This window comes from Ruegeria sp. ANG-R (assembly GCF_000813985.1).
Lineage (GTDB): Bacteria > Pseudomonadota > Alphaproteobacteria > Rhodobacterales > Rhodobacteraceae > Ruegeria.
Genome location: NZ_JWLJ01000011.1, coordinates 237,579 through 258,269, shown reverse-complemented (window position 1 = coordinate 258,269; position 20,691 = coordinate 237,579). Strand labels below are relative to the sequence as shown.

The window sequence follows — 20,691 nt, the reverse complement described above, 5'->3', positions numbered from 1 at the left end:
CTAATCTGCTCCCTCGCCACCAACCGGCCGGGCCTCGGCGGGGCAATTGTCCAGTATCATCTGGTGGATCAGCTTCTTGTGCAATGGCTTGGTAAGATAATGATCCAGCCCCGCCGCCAGAATACCCTGATAGTCCCCCGCCATGGCATGAGCCGTCAGAGCCACGATGGGTACATGGCGGTCGGTTCCAATCTCGCGCCGACGTATTTCACACGTCGCCTCCTTGCCATCCATTTTCGGCATCGAGATATCCATGAAAATCAGATCCGGATCGAAATCGGAGTAGGTTTCGACCGCCTCCAACCCGTTGGAGACGAATTTCAGATCGATACTCAGATCCTTGGTCATCTTCTTCAGGATCAGCTGATTGGTTCGATTGTCTTCAGCCGCAAGGACGCGCATCAGCCTCTGATCCTGCGATAGATGCGTTTGCACCATTGGTTCTGCGTTACGTTTGTCTTTGCGGTCCGGCCTGAATACAGGCGCGCCGAGCGCCATCAGGCGGGAATACAGCTCGGCGCGCGGGATCGGCTTCTGCAACACGCCATCGATGAGGCGATGGGCCGGATCGGCGTGAATCACACCTGGGTTGGCGGACATAACCACAATCGGCAGGTTTTCCCACCCTTTGTCGCGAAGCGTCGTGGCAAGTTCCAGACCGTCCATATCCGGCAGATCGTGATCGCACAGGACCAGATCGATGGTGTCATCCACAATCGACAGCGCCTCGGCCCCCGTCGCGCAGGTTAACGCCAGCGATCCAAGTCGGCCCAACTGCTTTGTCAGGATGGCGCGGTTCACGGCCATATCTTCTACTACAAGAACATGGCCCAACTGCCCTGCCAGATCGGGCGGAACAGGCTGCGGGCCTTCTGCGGTGGGGAGCGATATGCGGAACCCGAAACATGATCCCTTGCCGGCATCACTTTCAACCCAGAGAGTCCCGCCCATCATGGTAATCAGGCGCTTGGTGATCGCCAGCCCCAGACCCGTACCCTCGAATTGGCGATTCTGGGCATCCTCGACCTGATTGAACTCGCCAAAAATGTGGGGAACCTTGTCGGGCTCGATGCCGATGCCGGTGTCTTCGATCGCCACGTGGATATCGCAATTCTCAGCTTCTGCGTCGGGCACCCCGGTTACCCGGATCAGAACATGGCCCTGCCCGGTAAACTTCACAGCATTGCCCACCAGATTGGTCAAAATCTGACGTACCCGCCCCGGATCACCCACAAAGAGCGTTGGCAGAAACAGGTCATAATCCACCAGCAACGTCAGCCCCTTGTCGCGCACGCTGGGCTGCAGCAGCATTGCCACTTCAAGAATGCAGCGCTCCAGATCGAACTGTTCGGGATGCAATGTCAGCTTGTCGGCCTCGATCTTGGAATAGTCCAGAACGTCATTGATGATGACCAGCAACGCCTCGCCGGAATTGCGGATTGTGCTGACATAGAGCCTTTGTTCCTCGTTCATCGGGGTTTCGGTCAGCAGTTCGGTCATACCCACGATACCATTCATCGGCGTGCGGATTTCGTGGCTCATATTGGCCAGAAAGGCGGATTTTGCCCGGTTCGCGGCCTCGGCGCGTTCGCGGGCGGCGTTCAGTTCAGCCTCATGCCGGACCGAAGCGGTGATGTTCAGCGCCAGACTCAGGACATCGCCGCCATGGCCGCGCTGATCGATCAGCCGGATATACTGACCGTTCCATAGCTGAATCACCTCAGGCTCAGGGTGCGGTTGGGCCCAGCGGTCCAGCATACGGGCCTGCCAGTCAGCCACCGGCTCGGTCCCGATATCAACGATTCCTTCATGGGTGAGGATTTCAAGAATACGGGCATAGGCGATGCCCGGCGCGACCTCGTCCATGCCGTCAAACACGCTCAGATACGCGGCATTGGCTCCGATCAGCGTGTTGCTGCCGTCAAAAAAGGCAAACCCGTCGGGGATGGTCTGAACCGAGTGCCACAGGCGGCGTTCGGCGACTTCAACCTTTGCATTCGCAACGGTCAGATCGGATTTGACCTTTTCGTTTTCGTCACGAACCGTGGCGACCTCGGCCTGCGTTTCGTCGATCTGGCGCGTCAGAGCGATGGCATGGCGGCCCAGTTTGCGATTGGCGGCGGACAACTCGGCCTGTTTCAGGTGCAAAAGCCGCTCGGCAGCCAGACGTGCCCGCCGTTCCTGTGCCAGTTTTTCTGCAAGGCTCATGTTTGCTTTTCCCGCGATACTTTGCACCCAGCATCACGAGTGAGGATGAAAAAGTGCTTAAGTCGCGCTAGTGACGTCCCTCGCGCAACCAACCGGCTAGCAGGAAGCCGCCGGCAAGCAACAGAACCAGCCAGGGCGGCAACAACCCGGCTTGGGTGACATCTCGGGTTTCATAGGCATTGCGCGGTGTCAGACCGATCCAGCCGCGACCCGCCGCCGGCCGGCCCGAACGGACATTGCGGATCGATGGCAGGCCCTCTTCCAGCCGGATCGCACCACCGCGCAGGCTGGCCAGAACCGGGCTGAGTATCTCATCCGTCGCAATGGTACGCTCGAACTCTTTTGGCGCGGCAGGGCCAAGGCCGATCACGGCGGAGTGATCACCCTCCTCCAGGCGGTAGAGGCCAATCTCGGGGCCGAAATACTGCGCTTCGAACCGGCCGGGCGAAACCTCATCCAGAGTGATTTCCAGCGTGTCGCCGTTGGGCCGGGTCACGGTCACGGGACCGACCTCATCCTCCAGCGTTTGGCGGATGATACGCATGGACTGGCCGTTCGCCTCGGCCCACAGCGCCTCTTCCTCAAGCTCGGGTTCCTTCATCATCCAGTGCGCCAGCCTGCGCAACAGTTCCAACTGCGGGCCGCCGCCTTCGAAGCCACGGCTCCAGAGCCAGGCGTGATCCGAGGCCATGAGCGCCACCCGCCCCTCGCCCACGCGATCCAGCACCAGCAACGGTCGGTCATCCACCCCGGTCATCAACAGATCGCCGGACAATTGGCTGACATCGATCTGGCGAAGCCAGGCACCCCAGGTTTCTGCATCACCCAGATCGGTGGTCACCGGATGGCGCTGACCCAGTTCGGTAACCTCCGGCACATAACGCTCCTCATAGACGCGGGCACTGGGCTTTGCGGGTAAAACCGGACCAAGCGGAGATCGGAAGAGGCTGTCCGCTGTGGCAAAATCAGGCCCTGCGGCGACCAATACCGCACCGCCATTGACGATATAGTCACCGACATTGTCCAGATAGATTGCCGGCAGGATGCCGCGCCGTTTGTAGCGGTCGAAGATGATCAGATCGAAATCGTTGATCTTCTCCAGAAACAGTTCGCGCGTCGGGAAAGCGATCAGTGAGAGCTCATCGACGGGCACCCCGTCCTGCTTTTCAGGAGGGCGCAGAATGGTGAAATGCACCAGATCGACCGAGCTGTCGGATTTCAGCAGGTTGCGCCATGTGCGCCCGCCCGGATGCGGTTCGCCCGAAACCAACAGGACGCGCAGGCGGTCCCGTACCCCATTCATCTGGATCAGGGCGGTGTTGTTGCGATCTGTCAGTTCGCCCTCGGCCTGCGGCACCGAGAACTGGATGACGTTCCGTCCGCCATGAGGCAGCGTTATCGGAAGTTCGACATCGAGACCGATGGGAATGGTGAACTGTTCGGGCGCGGCGCCATCAACCGAAATCTCCAGCGGCGCGTTTGTGATGCCTGCAGGTGCAGCGCCGGTATCTTCGACCCGCAAGGTCAGGGTTACCGGTTCCCCGATAATGGCAAAGGCAGGCGCATTTCGCACGATCAGGCGGCGATCCCAATCGGATGCGCGCCCGGTCTGCAGCAGGTGCATCGGTGCGGGCAGGTCAGGGGCTTGTTCCACGTCATGTACAATGCCGTCTGAGACCACGATGATCCCCGCAACGCGCGCGCGCGGTTCTTCCGCGAGGGCGGCGTTCAGGGCGGCCATGACCTGCGTGCCCTCATCCCCGTCCCCGTCACCAACGCGAATACGACGCAATTCGGTGTTGTCGCGGGCTTCGATTTCGGTCGCCAGCTCCTCGGCTGCCAGAGCGGTTTGTTCGGCACGATCCGCAAGGGTCTGACTGGCGCTCTCATCCTCGATCATCAGCACGATATCAGTCAGCGGTGCGCGGTCTTCCACCTGATAGACGGGCCCGCTCAGCGCTGCCAGAACAACCAAGGCCGCCAGAGCGCGCAGGGCCCAGCCCGACAGACCGCGCCAAAGCGCCAGAACGACCCCGAACAGTGCGATCAGAGCCACAGCGGCCAGAACAGGCCATGGAATCAGCGGATCAAAGATGACGGTTCCGGTCATTGTCCTAACCTGTCCAGCAGCGCGGGCACATGAACCTGATCGGACTTATAGTTGCCCGTCAGGACATGCATCACCAGATTGACGCCAAATCGATTGGCCAGTTCGCGCTGACGCTCGCCCGCATAGCCTCGCCCAACAGGTAACAGAGCCTGCCCGTTGCGATCCACCGCCCAGGCACCGGCCCAGTCGTTGCCGCCGATGACCACCGGCGTCACATTGTCGTTGAGGTTGCGGAATGGCATCCCTTCGATCTGTTCGGCATCTGGCGGCGCAGCCTCGACCCAGACTTCGGCACCGGAATGACGGCCCGGGAAATCCTGCAGCAGGTAAAAGGCGCGGGTCAGCACATGATCGCGTGGAACAGGCTCTAACGACGGGATATTCAGCGGTGCAGCCAGCTGTTGCAGCTTGCGTCCGTTCGGGCTTGCGGCGCCAAAACCGGCAATATCGGCATCGCGCGTGTCAAACAGTATCATCCCGCCCGAGCGCAGATAGGCATTGAGCTTGGCATAAGCCTCGGCCGAGGGTTGCGGCTGATCAGGCGTGATCGGCCAGTATAGCAGCGGAAAGAATGCCAGTTCATCCCGTTCGAGATCGACCCCAATGGGATCGGCGGGCTCTACTGAAGTGCGGTAATGCAATGTCTGCACAAGGCCGCGCAAACCGGCAAGTGCGATTTCGTCAACCTGTGCGTTGCCGGTCAGCACATGGGCCAAAACCAGTTCGTGCGTTGCCCCTAAGGCAAAGTCGATTTCATCGGGCGACTGAGCCCGCACTTCAGGCGCAACGATCAGCGCACCAAGTGCAACCGCCGCGGCGCGGGCCAGTCCAAGCCGCCCCGAGAGGGCCAGCGACGCGACCACATCAATCGTCAGCAGAACCATCGCAATGCTTAGCAGAATGCCGCCCAGTGGCGTTTCGGTGCTGATCTCCTGTCCACGGACCGGAATACCGGCAGGCCAGATTGCCGGGTCGAGCACGGCATCCTCGGTCAGTACGTTCCGCGCAAGCTTTTGCTTGCCGCTTTCATAGAGCCCCGGTCGCAACTCCGGCCCGATCGCGCCCGACACCAGTTGGACCCCATCGACACCCGCCAATGTACCGGCGTCGGTCAGGGTGCCGAACCCGTCCAGTATCTGAATCGGTTCCCAAACCGTGCCCAGCAACTGCGCTTCCTGTCTTGATTTGGCGGCTGAGGCGACCGCCAGCCGGTCAAGCATTTCAACAAAGAGCCCGGATAGCGGCAGGCTGGACCATTCCGCATCGGCGGTCACGTGAAACAGAACCACCTGACCCAGCCCCAGCGGTTTGCGCGTGACCAGCGGCGTGCCGTCGGACAGGGACGCAATGACCCGATCAGCCAGATTAGGGTCTGGTTGCGCCATGACCTGCGTGGTCACCGTCACATCCTCGGGGATTGCCAACCCATAAAAAGGAGAGCTTTCGGGGAATGGCGCCAGACCCTTGGCCTCACCCCAACTCATCGCGCCACCGACAGAACGACCACCACTGCGGAGCCGCACCGGTAACAGGGCATCCTCTTCATCCCGACCCAGATCGCTGGCGGCCATACGGGGGCCTGCAAAGCGGAGCAGCAGGCCACCCTGTTCGACCCACTCGATAACCTCCACCTGTTCGGGTTCAGACAGTTTGGCCACATCCGCCAACACAATGACATCCGGGTTGGCGGGCAATACCTCGCCCAGACCACCATCGACGAAATCTGCGGTCGGGACCAAAACCTGTGTCAAATAATGGAGCGGCGATAACAGCTCCAACCCTTCGCGGTCCAGCGTGCCCGCGATCAGAGCCACTTCGCGCCGCCTCAAACTGTCGTCGGTGAGGGTCACTGCACCCGCCGAGCGCTGGCCCTGAAGTTCAAACCGGGTGATGCGCGCGCGCAGCTCCGAAGGCAGCGCGAGGTCTATTTGCGCCAGTTTAGAGCCACTTTCGAACTCAACATCGGTCGATTGCAACACACGCATGGCACCCGCCGGGTCGCGGCCCTGCGCCAGAACGGTAACCGTTTCCGCCGGACCCGGGTTGGCCCGAAGAACGCGGAGTTGGATCGCCCCGTCCTGATAGACGGCGGGCAGGATCGCTTTTGCCGGGGACGAAGACTGATACACCGTCACATCTCCCCGCTGTTGTAGCGCAGTGACGAGTCGATCATGGCCACCATAACTGAGGCGATCGCTGAACCAATGGGTGTCGAACCCGCCATCCACCTGATCCAGCGCCGCAAGAATCTGCGCGATCTGCGGCTCTGCCGGCTGCCATGGCATCGGTGTCAGGCCCGGCAAACGGCCCCGCCACGCCTCTGCGGCCTGAAACACAGGGGCCTCGGGCTCGGTCAGCCGCAGAATCGATACGGGACGGCCTGCCCGGCCCGCCTCGGTCAATTGCGCGTCGATTTGATCCAATGTCGCCGACCAGCGGGTCGCACCCGCCCAGCTTGCGTCCAGAACCAATAACAACGGACCAGATCCGGTTTCGTCGCGTGACGGGTTCAAAACCGGCCCAGCCAATCCGATGATGATCGCAGCCGCCGCCAGCATCCTCAGCAGCAACAGCCACCAAGGGGTGCGGTCCGAAACGCTTTCATCATCCTTCAGACCCAACAGCAGGGTCACCGCCGGAAACAGCCGGCGGATCGGCGCGGGGGGGACCGCGCGCAGGATCAGCCACAGGATCGGCAGGGTCAGCAAACCCAGCAAAACCCATGGCGCGGTAAAGCCGATGCCTGCCAAAACCGTCATCGGGCACCCCCATCCAAAGCACGATAGAGCCACAACAGAGCCGATTGCGCGCTGTCGCCAGTATGGTGCGACCCCATCTGCCAACCCGTCGCATGGCAGAGCTGCGTAAGCGCATCCTTGCGCCGCGCAAGCCGGTCCAGATAGCGGTCTCGCAGGTCCGCCGCCTTTAGCGTCTCGTGGCGGGCCGTACCGCCGACGCTTTCAAAGATGGTGCGGCCCGCATAGGGAAACGACTCCTCGCTGGGGTCCAGCACCTGCAACAGCACCCCGCGCACACCTCGGTCAGCGGCTTTGGTCAGGGCCAGTTCAACCTCGTCCAGCGGACCCAGAAAATCTGAGATAAAAACCGCGCGAGCGTGCGGTATCATGGCGCGATGCTCGGGCGGGGCATAGTCGGTTGCAGAATCCTCAGACCAAGCCTGCGCCAGCCGAATGATCTGAGCATTGCCGCGTCGGGGCGGCAACGTGGTGCCTGTCAGCCCCACGCGTTCCCCTCCGCGCACCAGCAGGATCGCGGTCGCCAGCCCCAGCAGGCGCGCACGATCGGCTTTGGTGGGCAGGTTTCTATCGGAAGCGAACCGCATTGAGGCGCCCTGATCGACCCAGAGCATGATCGACTGCGCAATCTGCCACTCGCGCTCACGCACATACTGTTGATCGCCCCGCGCAGAACGGCGGTGGTCGATCATACGGCGGCTGTCGCCGATTTGAGCAGGACGGTATTGCCAGAAATCATCCCCCAGACCCGAGCGCCTGCGCCCGTGGTCGCCCAGCAAGACGGTCCCGGCCAGATGTTCGGCACGCGCCAACAGGGGCGGTAGCCGGGACGCCTCGGCCTCGGATCTTTCGCGTAAGGTCTGGGCGGCGTTCACGCCGCAGCCTCGGTTCGGACAAGACCGGCGGCGGTGGACTCGATGAGGTCAGACAAGCTGTCGCCGCGTGCCCGCGCTGCAAAGTTCAGCGCCATCCGATGGCTGAGGACCGGGCGCGCCATCTCAAGCACATCTTCGGCATTCGGGGCCAAGCGGCCCTGCAGCATTGCATTGGCCCGTACGGTCATCATCAGCGCCTGCGCAGCACGTGGACCGGGACCCCAGGCAACCGTTTCTTTCACCCGCTCTGACGCGCTCGCCTCATCCGGGCGGAAGGCACGGACCAGATCGAGGATCAGTTCGACAACCGACTCTCCTACAGGCATCCGGCGCAACAGAACCTGCGCAGCTAGTAATTCTTCCTTGGTGAAAATCTGATGCGCTTCTGCTTCTTCGACCCCTGTGGTAGCCAACAGAATGTCACGCTCGGTCTGGCGATCCGGATATTCCACATCGACCTGCACCAGAAACCGGTCAAGCTGCGCTTCGGGCAGCGGATAGGTCCCCTCCTGCTCAATCGGGTTCTGCGTGGCCAGCACATGGAAGGGCACGCCCAATTCGCGATCCTCTCCCGCAACGGTCACCGTGCGCTCCTGCATCGCCTGCAGCAGGGCCGATTGTGTCCGTGGGCTGGCGCGGTTGATTTCATCCGCCATCAGAAGTTCACAGAAAATCGGACCGGAAATGAAGCGGAAATGGCGGCTGCCATCTTCGGCGGTATCCAACACCTCGGACCCCAGAATATCGGCGGGCATCAGGTCGGGCGTGAACTGGATGCGGTTGCCGTGTAGCCCCATCACCGTCGAAAGCGTCTCGACCAGCCGCGTTTTGCCCAGGCCCGGCAAACCGATCAACAAGGCATGACCACCGCACAAAAGCGCGGTCAGGGTCAGGTCCACAACCTTCTCCTGCCCGATAAAGCGGCGGGTGATCGAGGATTTGGCCTCTTGCAGCTTGTTTTCCAGCGCTTCGATCTCGGACACGAGGTCGGCAGGTTCGGACATGAGGTTCCCTTCCGTGGACTGTTATGATTGAAGTGTATCGCGCTGAGAGGAAATGGCAAAAGCAATGAGCGGACAAAAACCCGTGACCCCCTCGCCCGACGGTCTGGCGGCATCGGTCAAAGCGGCCCAAAAACAGGGTTTACCGCCCGTTCACCTATGGAATCCTCCGTTTTGCGGCGATCTGGACATCCGGATCGCAAAAGATGGTACTTGGAGTTATTTAGGCTCACCCATCAACCGGTTCGAGCTTGTGAGGCTATTTTCCTCAATTCTTAAGAAAGAAGACGGCAAGTATTATCTGGTTACCCCGGTTGAAAAGGTGGGAATCACCGTCGAGGATGCGCCGTTTATCGCAACAGACTTCGAAAAGAACGGCGAAGGTGAGGCTCAGCGCCTGACTTTCACGACGCAGGTGGGCGACACAGCCGTCGCCGGGCCTGAGCACCCCATCCGCATTGTCCTCGATACAGAAACGGATGAGCCATCGCCCTACGTATTGGTTCGCGCGAATCTTGAAGCCCGCATCGATCGCAAGAGCTTTTACCGGCTGGTCGAGATTGGCAGTCATCACGACAATTGGTTCGGGGTCTGGTCAGACGGTCAGTTCTTTCCGCTCATCGCATCTCAGGCGCTCGAGGGCTGAACCGGTCTGGGTTTACGGTCCTGCGCCAGCACCACCGCCAGCGCCACCAGCGCCGCACCCAGCGCCCGGGTCCAGTTCCAGTCCTCTCCCACAGCCAACATGATCACCATCACGTAGAACGGCGCGGTGTTGATGTGGAACGAGGCCAGCGCGACGCCCAGCTTGCCGACAGATGCGATAAAGAAAAACTGGCTGAGGCCCAGCGAAAACAACGCATAGAACACCAACATCCCCATCTGCGCGGCATCGACAGACCGCGCAGGCATAACGTCGAACCCCAGCAGGCAAGCGACCGGAACCAGCACGGCTGCGGTCGCCAGCCCTCCGGCCAGCGTGATGGTGCTGCGGCCCAGTTGGCTGAGTTCGGGAAAATCGCGTGCCGTGGCCATGCTGGCCCAACAAAACAATGCGGTCGACACCACCGCACAAGCCGCCCCCGGCCCCAGCTGCGCCGGTGCCACCGCACTGGTGGCGATCAGCCCTCCGATGACCGAGATCACCATGCCGAGCGCAAAATTCCACCGCAACCGCCGTGTTCCCGCCGCAAGCTCAAGCAGAGTCGCGATCAACGGTGCGCAAGAGGCAATGATGGCAACAGTGACCGGGTCGGTCAGCTTCTGCGCCACGATGATCAGAAACATCCCGGCTCCGATCCCCAGACCGCCCACAAACAGCGCGTGCCCCCAGCGGGCGCGCAGTACCCGCTGGGGTCCATCAAGCAACATCCAGATCGGCACCATAACCGACACCGCCAGAACCATGCGCGCGGCAAATAACGCAACAGGCGGCCAGCTCTGCAATAATAGCTCGGCTGCCGGGAAACCCGCCGCCCATGTCAGCATTGACGCAACCGCCAACGTATTCCCGGTGAACGCGGTTTGACGCCCGCGGGATATAGCAAGGGTATGCCCGCGCACGGGTTCGGGGCTCATTGCCATCGTGTTCACACCTTCTGTTAGCACGGCACGCCTGCACCGGAGCGCCGCATCTCCAAAGGGTTCCTGATTCGAGGTCAATGATCTGGCCGATTTTCGACAATCTGTCGTTTTCAGTCTCTTTTACCGGGTCAGCTCGGCCGTTAAGCTTCATGCAACAGGAGACCGAACACCCAATGCCCCGATTTGCCGCCAATCTTTCGCTGCTGTTCAACGAGCTCCCCTATCTCGAAAGGTTTCAGGCTGCCGCGCGGGCCGGGTTCAGCGCGGTCGAGATTCTGTTTCCCTACGATGTTGCCGCCAAAGAAACCCGCCGCGCTTTGGTGGCGAATGGCCTGGATCTTATACTGATCAACGCGCCTCCTCCGAACTATGCGGGTGGCGAACCGGGTTATGCGGCTGTACCTGAGGGCAGGGCGCGCTTCCAATCCGATATCCGCCGTGTTCTGCGCTATGCCGAGGTACTGCGCCCCGATCTGATCCACGTGATGTCAGGTTATGCCGAGGGGCCCGAAGCCTTTGACTGTTTTGTTCAGAACCTGCAATGGGCTGCAGATTTCGCACCGCATCAGCAGTTCACAATTGAACCACTCAATCCGGTCTCGCAGCCCGGCTATTTTATGAATGACTATGATCTGGCAGCGGACGTGCTGGATCAGGTGAACCGGCCCAACATAGGGCTGCAATACGACAGTTTTCACGCCCAGATGATCCATGGCGATGCCCTTTCGGCTTGGCAACGTCATCACGACCGCATCGTCCACGCACAGATCGGCGCCGCGCCGGATCGTTCCGAACCCGGGCGCGGCGATACCGATTTCCCAGCGCTGTTCGATGCAATGGATTGTTGCGGTTACTCCGGCTGGGTGAGTGCCGAATACACGCCCTCAACGTCGCGAACCGAGGCATCGCTGGGCTGGATGCGACAATAGGGCCGGTATCAATACCGGCCATCATATATCAATTCACGCATATGAATGACCAGACAGACTGAGGACGATACCCGATGATTCCAGCCCGATATGCGCACGCTCTGTTCGCCCTGATCATGTCCGGCCTGATGTCCTGTGTCGTGACCGGAATCGCCACGGTGAAGGCAATCGGTTTCAGCCCTTCAACCTTTGGCGACTGGATGGCCTCGTGGGCGTTCTGCTGGCCCATCGCCTTCACCGTCATCCTGACGCTGGGTCCGATCGTGAAACGGATGATCGATCGACTGGTCAGGTCTGAGACCTGACCTGCCGGGAAGAGGGCCCGCCGGGCCTGATGACGGGCACCCTTGCCGTGCCAGCGATCAATGCGCTTCGGCCCAGTTTGCGCCCCGCCCTGCGTCTGCCACCAATCTGATATCCAGTTTCACCGCGGGATCTGCAGCGCCCTCCATGACGTCCCGCGCCACGCCGATCACCTGATCCACCGAGTCCTCGGCCACTTCGAACAGCAATTCGTCGTGGACCTGAAGCAGCATCTTGGCGGGCAGACCATTGATCGCCCCCGGCATCCGCACCATCGCGCGCCGGATCACATCCGCTGCGGTCCCCTGAATCGGCGCATTGATCGCCGCGCGGCGCGAAAATCCCGCATGTGGACCTTTTGCATTTATCTCGGGCGTGTGAATTTTGCGCCCGAACAGAGTCTGCACATAGCCATTCTCTTTTGCGAATGCGACCGTATCGTCCATATAGCGCCGGATGCCCGGGAAACGCTCGAAGTAACGGTCGATGAACCCCTGCGCCTCGGCCCGCGGGATGCGCAGGTTGCGCGCCAGACCAAAACCCGAGATACCATAGATGACACCAAAATTGATCGCCTTGGCCTGACGGCGGATATCCGGTGTCATCTCGTCCAGCGGCACATCAAACATTTCGGATGCGGTCATGGCGTGAATGTCCAAGCCATCCGCAAATGCCTGCTTTAGAGCCGGAATATCAGCAATATGCGCCAGAATACGCAGTTCGATCTGGCTGTAATCGAGGCTGACCAGCACGTTCCCCGGCTCGGCTATGAATGCCTCGCGAATGCGCCGCCCCTCTTCGGTCCGCACCGGAATATTCTGCAGGTTCGGATCGGTCGAGGCCAGACGGCCCGTGTTCGCCCCGGTGATCGAATAGGATGTGTGCACGCGACCCGTATCGGGGTTGATATGGGTCTGCAGCGCGTCCGTATAGGTCGATTTGAGCTTGCTGAGCTGCCGCCAGTCCAGCACCCGGCGCGGCAGCTCATGCTCGGTCGCGAGGTCTTCCAGAATATCCGCACCGGTCGAATATTTCCCGGTCTTGCCCTTCTTGCCGCCTTCCAGACCCATCTTGTCGAACAGGATTTCCCCCAGCTGCGCAGGCGAGCCGACGTTGAAGTTTTCGCCAGCCAGATCGTGAATTTCAGCCTCTAACCCGGCCATTTTTTGTGCAAACGCGTTGGACATGCGGCTGAGTACATCGCGGTCCACCTTGATGCCATGCATCTCCATCTCGGCCAGTACAGGGACCAGTGGGCGCTCGAGCGTCTCGTAAACCGTGGTCACCTGAACCTGATGCAATTGCGGCTTGAACAGCTTCCAGAGGCGCAGCGTGATATCCGCATCCTCTGCGGCATAAGCAGTGGCCTCATCAATCGGCACCTTGTCGAATGTAATCGCCGATTTGCCCGACCCCAAAAGGGGTTTGATCGGGATCGGTGTGTGGCTCAGATACCGTTCGGACAATGTATCCATCCCATGCCCATGCTCACCCCCATGCATCGCGTAGGACATCAGCATGGTGTCGTCGATCGGCGCCACGGTCACGCCATAGCGGGCGAATATCTTGGCATCGTACTTCATGTTCTGCCCGATCTTCAGGATAGAGGGGTCCTCGAACATGCGCTTAAGCAGGGTCAGAGCCTCATCAAGCGGCATCTGACCCTCGGCCAGCGCATCCGAACCGAACAGGTCGTCGGTTGCACTTTCACGATGGGTCAGCGGGATATAGCAAGCCTCGCCCGGCTCAATGCAAAGGGAAATGCCGACCAGATCGGCGATCATTTCGTTCAGGCCGGTGGTCTCGGTATCGACCGCGATCCATCCCCGCTCATAGGCTTGGTCAATCCATTTCTGCAAAGCTGCTGCATCGCGCACACATTCGTATTTCGCAGCGTCGAACGGGATCGCCTCGGCCTCTGGTTCGTCAACCGGTGCGGGGGTGTCCGCGATGGCCGGAGCCTCAGCGCCCAGCTTGTCGGCAATCCGCTTGGTGAGGGTGCGGAACTCCATTTCTGCCAGAAACGCCAGCAGGGTGTCCGGCTCGGGGTCCTTCACCTCCAAATCGTCCAGCGTGAAATCCAGCGGGGTGTTTTCGTCCAGCTGCACCAGCTTCTTCGACAGCTCGATCTGGTCGCGTTTTTCGATCAGGGTCTGACGGCGCTTGGGCTGCTTGATCTCTTCGGCACGGTCCAGCAAGGTTTCCAGATCGCCATATTCGTTGATCAACAACGCCGCTGTCTTGACCCCGATCCCCGGAGCACCCGGAACGTTGTCCACGCTGTCCCCGGCCAGCGCCTGAACATCCACAACACGCTCAGGCCCGACACCGAACTTCTCGAAAACACCATCCCGGTCGATGCGCTTGTTTTTCATCGCGTCCAGCATCTCGACCCCATCGCCAACCAGCTGCATCAGATCCTTGTCGGAACTCACGATGGTCACGCGGCCGCCCGCCTCGCGCGCCTGCACGGCGAGGGTTGCGATGATGTCGTCGGCCTCGTAACCCTCAAGCTCTTTGCAGGCGATGTTAAACGCTTTCGTCGCCTCGCGCGTCAGGGGCATCTGAGGGCGCAGATCCTCGGGCATCGCCTCGCGGTTGGCTTTGTAGAGGTCATAAAGGTCGTTGCGGAACGTGTGTGACCCCTTGTCGAATATCACCGCCACATGGGTCGGCGCATCCGGCCCCGCGTTATCCTCGACATATTTTTGCAGCATATTGCAAAAACCCGAGACCGCCCCGATTGGCAACCCGTCCGATTTGCGCGTCAGCGGAGGCAGCGCGTGGTAGGCACGGAAGATAAACGCCGATCCATCAATCAGATGCAGATGGCAGCCTTTTCCGAATTGGGTGCTAGTCATATGAGGCTCCTGCGCTGTGTTGCGCCAAGTTGTACCGAAGGGCAGAACGAAAGACGAGGCCGCTTGACCAATTCGTTCCGACCTAATTTCCCCGAGGTCTGGTTTCAGCTATTCGAAAAAGTGCGCTTATCCGCACTCCACGCCAAACCCGCTTTTTGCGCGATCAATGCAAACTGCTTGTTCAGCGAGCGATCATTCAGACGGCGGGACAGGCTGCGCAGCGGGATGAGGTTCCGCTCTCCATATCCGTCGATCAGGAAGAATGCCGGCCCTGCGCCCCGTGTCCCGTAAACGATATTCGAGCTTTTGACGTCACGCGCGACGATATGAAGATCGAACATCTGCCCCACGAATGCATTCAGCGCACCCAGCACCGGGTCGTCCAACCCGCTGCGGCAAACTTCGTAAAGCTTGGGCGCAAGACCACCATCAAGGCCGGCGATACGCTCCACGACCACTCCGGCCCCGCGCGTGGTCTGAACCACACCCAACATTCTGGACAGGGGCGAGTGCTCAATACCTGTGCCAAGCTTCAGGGAAACGCGCAGTTCGCATTCCAGCTCTTTCAGAGTGCTGCGAAATTGCGCCTCGGGGAACAATTTCCAGGCAAGGCGCTTGCCAAGCCTGTGCGACACACGGTCCTCGGACCGGGTGAACACTTTGATCAGAAGGTCGGGGTGACCGGGAAAACCATAGACACTGCGTACGGTCCCGTTGGCAATTGGCTGGCTGTCGGAAAGGTCTATCGTCTTGGCTGTGAACAGCATTATTGTCTATCCTCGCCGGCACCGAACCGCGCTTACGCTGGCGGTTCTTATGCGCCCTGCTCTGAAACAGTGCCGCGCAGCACGTATTTGCAATCGCAATATGGGCACTCGACCCAGCCTGTGTCTTCAGGGATCTGCAGCCAGACACGCGGATGGCCCAGTGCACCCTCGCCGCCGTCGCAGGCGACACGGGTTTTGTCGACAATCTTGGTTTCCGGCGCTTCGATGGTCACGGCTGGCGATCCTTCTTTGGTTGTCGGCCTCGCGGGCATGTATTAGGTGCGTTTATGAGCGATGAGCAATCCGGGGGCAAGGGCCACATGGCCGATGCGGCAATCACGATCAAAGCACTGCGCAAGACCTATCGCGGCGGCAAAGGCCAGCCCGAGAAACAGGCGCTGAAGGGGATCGATCTGACGGTTCCCCAGGGTTCGGTTTTCGGCCTGCTTGGCCCGAATGGCGCCGGTAAATCGACGCTGATCAACATTTTGGCGGGTCTGGTGGTCAAAACATCCGGTAACGTGTCGATCTGGGGCTTCGATCAGGATCGGAACCCGCGCCAATCGCGTGCGGCCATTGGCGTGATGCCGCAAGAACTGAACCTTGATCCGTTCTTCACGCCACGCGGCGCGCTGGAGGTTCAGGCCGGGCTATATGGCATTCCCAAGTCAGATCGGCGCAGCGAAGAGATTCTCGACCTCGTTGGCCTCAGGGACAAGGCCGAGGCCTATGCGCGGACGCTCTCGGGTGGGATGCGGCGGCGTCTGCTTCTGGCCAAGGCGCTGGTACATCATCCCAAGATTCTGGTGCTGGACGAACCTACAGCAGGTGTGGATATCGAACTGCGGCAGATGCTGTGGGCCAATGTGCGCAAGCTGAACGAACAGGGCATGACAATCATCCTGACCACGCACTATCTGGAAGAAGCACAGGAGATGTGTGACGAGATTGCCATCATCAATCACGGCGAGAAGATTGCACAGGACAGCACCGCCAATCTGCTGGGCCGTATGGACAGCCGGACCATGGTGATCGTGCCGGATCGCCCTGTGCAGACTCTTCCAGAGACCGAAAACGTAACCGCGACACAACGCGAGAACGGCGATCTTGTGCTGCAATATCACAGCACCCTGACGACGGCCGAACAAGTGCTCGAGGCGGTGCGTCAGGCCGATATCCGCATCCGGGACGTCCGCACGGAAGAGGCCGATCTTGAGGATGTGTTCCTTGCGCTGACCTCAAGCCGGGCCGACGACGTCTCGGTCAACGACCCGAACCAGCCGCATCGGGGAATGCACCGCGTCAAGCTTTAGGCGCGATCGATCCGTGCGTGATAACAGTTGTTCCGCGCCGATCGGACGTGGATATACGTGACGTCGGCGCGGGAGAAGATGTTGTCAGCCGCCTCATGCAGCTGCGCTTGCGGGGTGATGATCCCGGTTCCGTAGACAATCCGGTCGTCCGGTCCATACCCCTTGATCAAGTAGTCGGGCGAGTCGGTCAGCGCCTCGGGTAACATCTCGTCATCTTCAAAGCGTGCGCACGGATCGGCACACAGGAAGATCGGGCCGGTCTCCGCATAGGGCTGCGTTTCCGGGAATGGCCGGTGCGCCAACACCAGCATCTCTTTGCCCGCCGGTATATGTTTCAGACAATGGCGGCAGGGATTTCCCCCGCCGTCAGAAATCGCACGCTCTGGCGGGTTCCCATAACTGTCGGGCGCGCCCGCGCGATAGGCCTGAACCTGTTTGGTCGATAAAGCTGAAATCCTGTGCATGACGTCTCTCCTTGATTCAAGGTGATCATGACGATCGCTGGTTTCAGGCTCGACCCGTTTCCTGCGCATTGCAAATTCCACAACACTGCTTGCCAGGGAATGTTAGCGGTAAAATTAGGGCTACCCGTCGCATCAATTTGGGTCTAAGCAGGCATTAAACACCCCAAATGAATCAACCATGATTGAGGCTTTGCGATGAGCGCTCAGAACACCACCCTTCGTGGGCTTGCCTTTGCGTTCATGGGCTTTGCCGTTTTTGCCACCCATGATGTGCTGATCAAGGTGCTGGGCGGTACATATTCGGTATTGCAGATCATTTTTTTTGCCACGCTGTTTTCGTTTGTCCCGATGGCGGTGACCATTCTGGCGGACCGGACGACCGGTAACTTCGTGCCGCGCCACCCGTGGTTGGTGCTGCTGCGGTCGGCTTTGATGGTTACTGCGATGTCCTGTGCGTTCTATGCCTTTTCAGTTCTGCCCCTGGCCGAAGTCTATTCGCTGCTGTTTTCCTTCCCGCTGATCGTCACCGTTCTCTCGATCCCGATTCTGGGTGAGGTGGTCCGTGCCCAAAGGTGGGCTGCCGTCGGCGTTGGCCTGATCGGTGTGCTCATTGTGTTGCGCCCCGGCACGACCGAGATCACGCTGGGTCATCTAGCGGCTCTAACGGCGGCTTTTTGCAGCGCATTCGCCTCGGTACTGGTCCGCAAGATCGGGAACGAGGAGCGGTCTGCGGTCCTGATCCTCTATCCGATGCTTCTGGCTATCGTCGTCATGAGCATCGCACAACCGGCCGTTTATCAACCGCCATCGCTGCTGCATCTGGCGATGATGGCGCTGGTCGGCGTGTTCTCGGTAATTGCGCAACATCTGATCATTCTCGCCTACCGCGCGGCTCCTGCCGGGGTCGTTGCTCCCAGCCAGTACAGTCAGATTATCTGGGCCACGATCTTCGGCGTACTATTCTTTGACGAGCACCCGGACATCTGGGTCGCAATCGGCGCGAGTATCATCATCGCGTCAGGTGTCTTCGTGGTCTGGCGCGAGAGCCGGTCGAACACGACCTCGACCAACACGCCGGTGTTGCGGGTCAGGTCGCCTCGGTCGGACACCGGAGCGTCAAGACCGGGAGAATGAAAACGGCGCACCGAAAAGTGCGCCGCTACTGGCATGTTCGATTGGTTTAGAACCCTAGTAAACGACGACCGACCGAATACTCTCACCTTTGTGCATCAGGTCAAAGCCATGGTTGATGTCATCCAGACCCATCGTGTGGGTGATCATCGGGTCGATCTCGATTTTCCCGTCCATGTACCAATCGACGATCTTGGGAACGTCAGTCCGGCCACGCGCGCCGCCGAACGCGGTGCCACGCCATGAGCGGCCCGTAACCAGTTGGAACGGACGAGTCGATATTTCAGCGCCCGCAGGGGCCACACCGATGATAATCGATTCACCCCAGCCCTTGTGGGCCGACTCGAGTGCCGCGCGCATCACGCCAACATTGCCGGTGGCATCAAAGGTATAGTCTGCGCCGCCCCTGGTCAGATTGACCAGATAGGGCACCAGATCGCCCTCGACCTCGGACGGGTTGACGAAATCGGTCATGCCGAACTTGGTGGCCATTTCCACTTTGGATGGGTTCAGGTCGACACCGACGATCTGATCGGCCCCAGCCAGGCGCAGGCCCTGAATGACGTTCAGGCCGATACCACCCAGACCGAACACAATGGCGCGGCTTCCGATTTCCACCTTGGCGGTATTGATCACTGCACCGATGCCGGTGGTCACGCCGCAGCCGATATAGCAGATCTTGTCGAAAGGCGCGTCCTCACGCACTTTGGCCAGCGCAATCTCGGGCAGGACGGTGTGGTTCGAGAAGGTCGAGCAGCCCATGTAGTGCAGGATCGGATCACCATCCAGAGTCGAAAAACGCGAGGTGCCATCGGGCATCAGACCCTGCCCCTGCGTCTCACGGATCGCCTGGCACAGGTTGGTCTTTGGGTGCAGGCAGTATTCACACTCACGACATTCAGGAGTGTAAAGCGGGATCACATGATCGCCCGGCTTCAGGCTGGTCACGCCCGGGCCGACCTCGACCACCACGCCTGCACCTTCGTGGCCCAGAATGGCCGGGAACAGGCCCTCGGGGTCGGCACCTGACAGGGTGAATTCATCGGTGTGGCAGATGCCGGTGGCCTTGATCTCGACCAAAACCTCACCCGCTTTGGGGCCTTCGAGGTTTACGTCCATCACTTCCAACGGTTTGCCTGCCTGAACGGCGACGGCTGCACGGGTACGCATTCGGCTTGTCTCCCTGTCTGTTTTGCCCCGACCCTGCGTCAAATACAGGGTTTTTTCAACTGCGCTTTCATGACAGGTTGGCTAAATCTTTGATATTTCAGAAACGACATCACCAGAAAGTCCTGCGCCAATGTACCGCTTTTTTCCGATCCTGATCCTTTTGACCGCATGTTCCGAAACACCGCCGCCGCAAGAAGCGGGGCTTGCAGCGGAAGAAGCACCGGTCGATCTGGCTTTTTGCAAGGGTGAACCGTTCGCTGATACGATTGGTCAGCCGGTTTCGACCATTCAGGCCCAGCTTCCCGAGCGGTCGCGCGTTCTGGGGCCGGATGACATAGCGACACAGGATTATCGCATAGACCGGTTGAACGTTTATGTGAACGGCGCGGGCACCATTCAGAGACTAACCTGCGGGTAAGTTCACTTTCCCCGGTACACCAGAATGTCGGGCAGATAGTCGATCAGACGCACGAGCCACGAAAACGGAGCCGGGAAATCCGTACGGAAACGGCCGCGTGACATGGCGCGCAGAACGCGGTCGGCGGCGTCTTCGGGCGTCATCAGCATGGGCATCTTAAAGCTGTTCTTGTCGGTCAGGCGGGTCTTGATGAACCCGGGATTGACGATCCGGACGGTGACGCCGGTGCCCGCCAGATCATGCCGCATGGTCTCGGCCAGCGAGATCAGGGCGGCCTTGCTGGACCCGTATGAAATTGCGTTGGGAAGCCCATGATATCCGGCCAGCGATCCGATCAGCGTGATATCCCCGCGCCCTTCTTGAACGAAACCGGGCACCGTTTCGCCCAGCACGCGCAATGCGCCCGAATAGTTGACGTCACTGATGGTCAAAGCGACTTCGGTATTCCAATCTGCCGCATTGATCGGCTCATAGGCACCTGCGTTGTAAACAAGACCATCAAAGGCACCGGCATCAGCCACAGCACGGCGCACAGCCTCTAAATCGGTTACATCAAACGGAACCGAGCGCGCGTTAGGTAGCTTCTCGCAAATTTCGGCAAGCCGGGTCACGTTGCGTGCGGACAGGATCAGATGCGCGCCCCGACGGCTCAGCGCTTCGGCCAGCGCCCGGCCCAGACCTTCGCTGGCACCGATGATCCAATAGGTCTTTCCGTCAAAGCTGCTCATACCCGGTCCTTAGCGATACTTCTGAGACCATTACGACCCGCTGACCGCTCTGGATCACGCCCGACCTTCGGTA

At 60.1% G+C, this 20,691-nt stretch carries 18 protein-coding genes; 6 read left to right on the top strand and 12 right to left on the bottom strand.

Going from position 1 to position 20,691, the window contains the following annotated elements; translation table 11 throughout:
- The 5 genes from RA27_RS19575 to RA27_RS19555 all read right to left on the bottom strand — a co-directional run bounded on the left by RA27_RS19575 (position 1) and on the right by RA27_RS19555 (position 8,953).
- Positions 1-2,208, bottom strand: coding sequence for a response regulator (locus RA27_RS19575; RefSeq protein WP_039542992.1), 2,208 nt, complete (start codon positions 2,206-2,208; stop codon positions 1-3).
- A 67-nt stretch (positions 2,209-2,275) separates the two neighbouring features.
- On the bottom strand, positions 2,276-4,318 hold the full coding sequence (locus RA27_RS19570; protein ID WP_039542990.1) for a membrane protein: 2,043 nt from the start codon (positions 4,316-4,318) through the stop codon (positions 2,276-2,278).
- Positions 4,315-7,077, bottom strand: coding sequence for a DUF4159 domain-containing protein (locus tag RA27_RS19565; RefSeq protein WP_039542988.1), 2,763 nt, complete (start codon positions 7,075-7,077; stop codon positions 4,315-4,317). Before RA27_RS19565 ends, RA27_RS19570 begins: the two co-directional genes overlap by 4 nt.
- Positions 7,074-7,949: a DUF58 domain-containing protein gene (locus tag RA27_RS19560; RefSeq protein WP_039542987.1), complete on the bottom strand. Its 876-nt coding sequence runs from the start codon at positions 7,947-7,949 to the stop codon at positions 7,074-7,076. The genes RA27_RS19565 and RA27_RS19560 overlap by 4 nt, the downstream gene beginning before the upstream one ends.
- Positions 7,946-8,953, bottom strand: coding sequence for a MoxR family ATPase (locus RA27_RS19555; protein ID WP_039542986.1), 1,008 nt, complete (start codon positions 8,951-8,953; stop codon positions 7,946-7,948). Before RA27_RS19555 ends, RA27_RS19560 begins: the two co-directional genes overlap by 4 nt.
- Positions 8,954-9,017: 64 nt before the next feature.
- Here RA27_RS19555 and RA27_RS19550 point away from each other — a divergent pair, with 64 nt between their 5' ends.
- Positions 9,018-9,596, top strand: coding sequence for a DUF1285 domain-containing protein (locus RA27_RS19550; protein ID WP_039543230.1), 579 nt, complete (start codon positions 9,018-9,020; stop codon positions 9,594-9,596).
- Here RA27_RS19550 and RA27_RS19545 read toward each other — a convergent pair.
- Positions 9,578-10,534 carry a DMT family transporter gene (locus tag RA27_RS19545; protein ID WP_241484115.1) on the bottom strand — a complete coding sequence of 319 codons (957 nt, stop codon included), beginning with the start codon at positions 10,532-10,534 and terminating at the stop codon, positions 9,578-9,580. The two genes, RA27_RS19550 and RA27_RS19545, sit on opposite strands and share 19 nt — an antisense overlap.
- Positions 10,535-10,707: 173 nt before the next feature.
- Here RA27_RS19545 and RA27_RS19540 point away from each other — a divergent pair, with 173 nt between their 5' ends.
- Both RA27_RS19540 and RA27_RS19535 read left to right on the top strand, forming a co-directional pair.
- Positions 10,708-11,463, top strand: coding sequence for a TIM barrel protein (locus RA27_RS19540; RefSeq protein WP_039543225.1), 756 nt, complete (start codon positions 10,708-10,710; stop codon positions 11,461-11,463).
- A 74-nt stretch (positions 11,464-11,537) separates the two neighbouring features.
- The gene (locus RA27_RS19535; RefSeq protein ID WP_039542983.1) at positions 11,538-11,768 is read left to right on the top strand and encodes a DUF2798 domain-containing protein; all 231 of its coding nucleotides are present in this window, start codon (positions 11,538-11,540) and stop codon (positions 11,766-11,768) included.
- A gap of 57 nt (positions 11,769-11,825) precedes the next feature.
- Here the strand turns inward: RA27_RS19535 and polA are convergent, their stop codons facing one another.
- From polA to RA27_RS19520, 3 genes are all read right to left on the bottom strand, one after another.
- Complete coding sequence (gene polA, locus RA27_RS19530) at positions 11,826-14,627, bottom strand: DNA polymerase I (protein ID WP_039542981.1); 2,802 nt, start codon at positions 14,625-14,627, stop codon at positions 11,826-11,828.
- Between the two features lie 104 nt (positions 14,628-14,731).
- Positions 14,732-15,394, bottom strand: coding sequence for a YrbL family protein (locus tag RA27_RS19525; protein ID WP_039542979.1), 663 nt, complete (start codon positions 15,392-15,394; stop codon positions 14,732-14,734).
- A 47-nt stretch (positions 15,395-15,441) separates the two neighbouring features.
- Complete coding sequence (locus RA27_RS19520) at positions 15,442-15,627, bottom strand: zinc-finger domain-containing protein (RefSeq protein WP_039543223.1); 186 nt, start codon at positions 15,625-15,627, stop codon at positions 15,442-15,444.
- A gap of 54 nt (positions 15,628-15,681) precedes the next feature.
- Between RA27_RS19520 and RA27_RS19515 the strand changes: the two genes are divergently transcribed.
- A complete protein-coding gene (locus tag RA27_RS19515) occupies positions 15,682-16,707 on the top strand; it encodes an ABC transporter ATP-binding protein (protein ID WP_241484114.1) in 1,026 nt (341 codons plus the stop codon).
- Here RA27_RS19515 and RA27_RS19510 read toward each other — a convergent pair.
- Complete coding sequence (locus tag RA27_RS19510) at positions 16,704-17,171, bottom strand: DUF1203 domain-containing protein (protein ID WP_039542975.1); 468 nt, start codon at positions 17,169-17,171, stop codon at positions 16,704-16,706. The genes RA27_RS19515 and RA27_RS19510 overlap by 4 nt on opposite strands.
- A gap of 195 nt (positions 17,172-17,366) precedes the next feature.
- Here RA27_RS19510 and RA27_RS19505 point away from each other — a divergent pair, with 195 nt between their 5' ends.
- Entirely contained in the window at positions 17,367-18,305 is a 939-nt protein-coding gene (locus RA27_RS19505) for a DMT family transporter (RefSeq protein WP_039542973.1), read from the top strand.
- 54 nt (positions 18,306-18,359) lie between these two features.
- On the opposite strand, the gene RA27_RS19500 is transcribed toward RA27_RS19505, so the two are convergent.
- On the bottom strand, positions 18,360-19,472 hold the full coding sequence (locus tag RA27_RS19500) for an S-(hydroxymethyl)glutathione dehydrogenase/class III alcohol dehydrogenase (protein ID WP_039542972.1): 1,113 nt from the start codon (positions 19,470-19,472) through the stop codon (positions 18,360-18,362).
- A gap of 130 nt (positions 19,473-19,602) precedes the next feature.
- Here RA27_RS19500 and RA27_RS19495 point away from each other — a divergent pair, with 130 nt between their 5' ends.
- Complete coding sequence (locus tag RA27_RS19495; RefSeq protein WP_039542970.1) at positions 19,603-19,890, top strand: I78 family peptidase inhibitor; 288 nt, start codon at positions 19,603-19,605, stop codon at positions 19,888-19,890.
- A 2-nt stretch (positions 19,891-19,892) separates the two neighbouring features.
- Here the strand turns inward: RA27_RS19495 and RA27_RS19490 are convergent, their stop codons facing one another.
- A complete protein-coding gene (locus RA27_RS19490) occupies positions 19,893-20,618 on the bottom strand; it encodes an SDR family NAD(P)-dependent oxidoreductase (protein ID WP_039542968.1) in 726 nt (241 codons plus the stop codon).
- Positions 20,619-20,691 lie beyond the last annotated feature (73 nt).

Coding starts and splice junctions, on each gene's coding strand:
- RA27_RS19575 (WP_039542992.1), bottom strand. CDS start 2,208: ATGAGCCTTGCAGAAAAACTGGCACAGGAACGGCGGGCACGTCTGGCT.
- RA27_RS19570 (WP_039542990.1), bottom strand. CDS start 4,318: ATGACCGGAACCGTCATCTTTGATCCGCTGATTCCATGGCCTGTTCTG.
- RA27_RS19565 (WP_039542988.1), bottom strand. CDS start 7,077: ATGACGGTTTTGGCAGGCATCGGCTTTACCGCGCCATGGGTTTTGCTG.
- RA27_RS19555 (WP_039542986.1), bottom strand. CDS start 8,953: ATGTCCGAACCTGCCGACCTCGTGTCCGAGATCGAAGCGCTGGAAAAC.
- RA27_RS19550 (WP_039543230.1), top strand. CDS start 9,018: ATGAGCGGACAAAAACCCGTGACCCCCTCGCCCGACGGTCTGGCGGCA.
- RA27_RS19545 (WP_241484115.1), bottom strand. CDS start 10,534: ATGGCAATGAGCCCCGAACCCGTGCGCGGGCATACCCTTGCTATATCC.
- RA27_RS19540 (WP_039543225.1), top strand. CDS start 10,708: ATGCCCCGATTTGCCGCCAATCTTTCGCTGCTGTTCAACGAGCTCCCC.
- RA27_RS19535 (WP_039542983.1), top strand. CDS start 11,538: ATGATTCCAGCCCGATATGCGCACGCTCTGTTCGCCCTGATCATGTCC.
- polA (WP_039542981.1), bottom strand. CDS start 14,627: ATGACTAGCACCCAATTCGGAAAAGGCTGCCATCTGCATCTGATTGAT.
- RA27_RS19525 (WP_039542979.1), bottom strand. CDS start 15,394: ATGCTGTTCACAGCCAAGACGATAGACCTTTCCGACAGCCAGCCAATT.
- RA27_RS19515 (WP_241484114.1), top strand. CDS start 15,682: ATGAGCGATGAGCAATCCGGGGGCAAGGGCCACATGGCCGATGCGGCA.
- RA27_RS19510 (WP_039542975.1), bottom strand. CDS start 17,171: ATGCACAGGATTTCAGCTTTATCGACCAAACAGGTTCAGGCCTATCGC.
- RA27_RS19505 (WP_039542973.1), top strand. CDS start 17,367: ATGAGCGCTCAGAACACCACCCTTCGTGGGCTTGCCTTTGCGTTCATG.
- RA27_RS19500 (WP_039542972.1), bottom strand. CDS start 19,472: ATGCGTACCCGTGCAGCCGTCGCCGTTCAGGCAGGCAAACCGTTGGAA.
- RA27_RS19495 (WP_039542970.1), top strand. CDS start 19,603: ATGTACCGCTTTTTTCCGATCCTGATCCTTTTGACCGCATGTTCCGAA.
- RA27_RS19490 (WP_039542968.1), bottom strand. CDS start 20,618: ATGAGCAGCTTTGACGGAAAGACCTATTGGATCATCGGTGCCAGCGAA.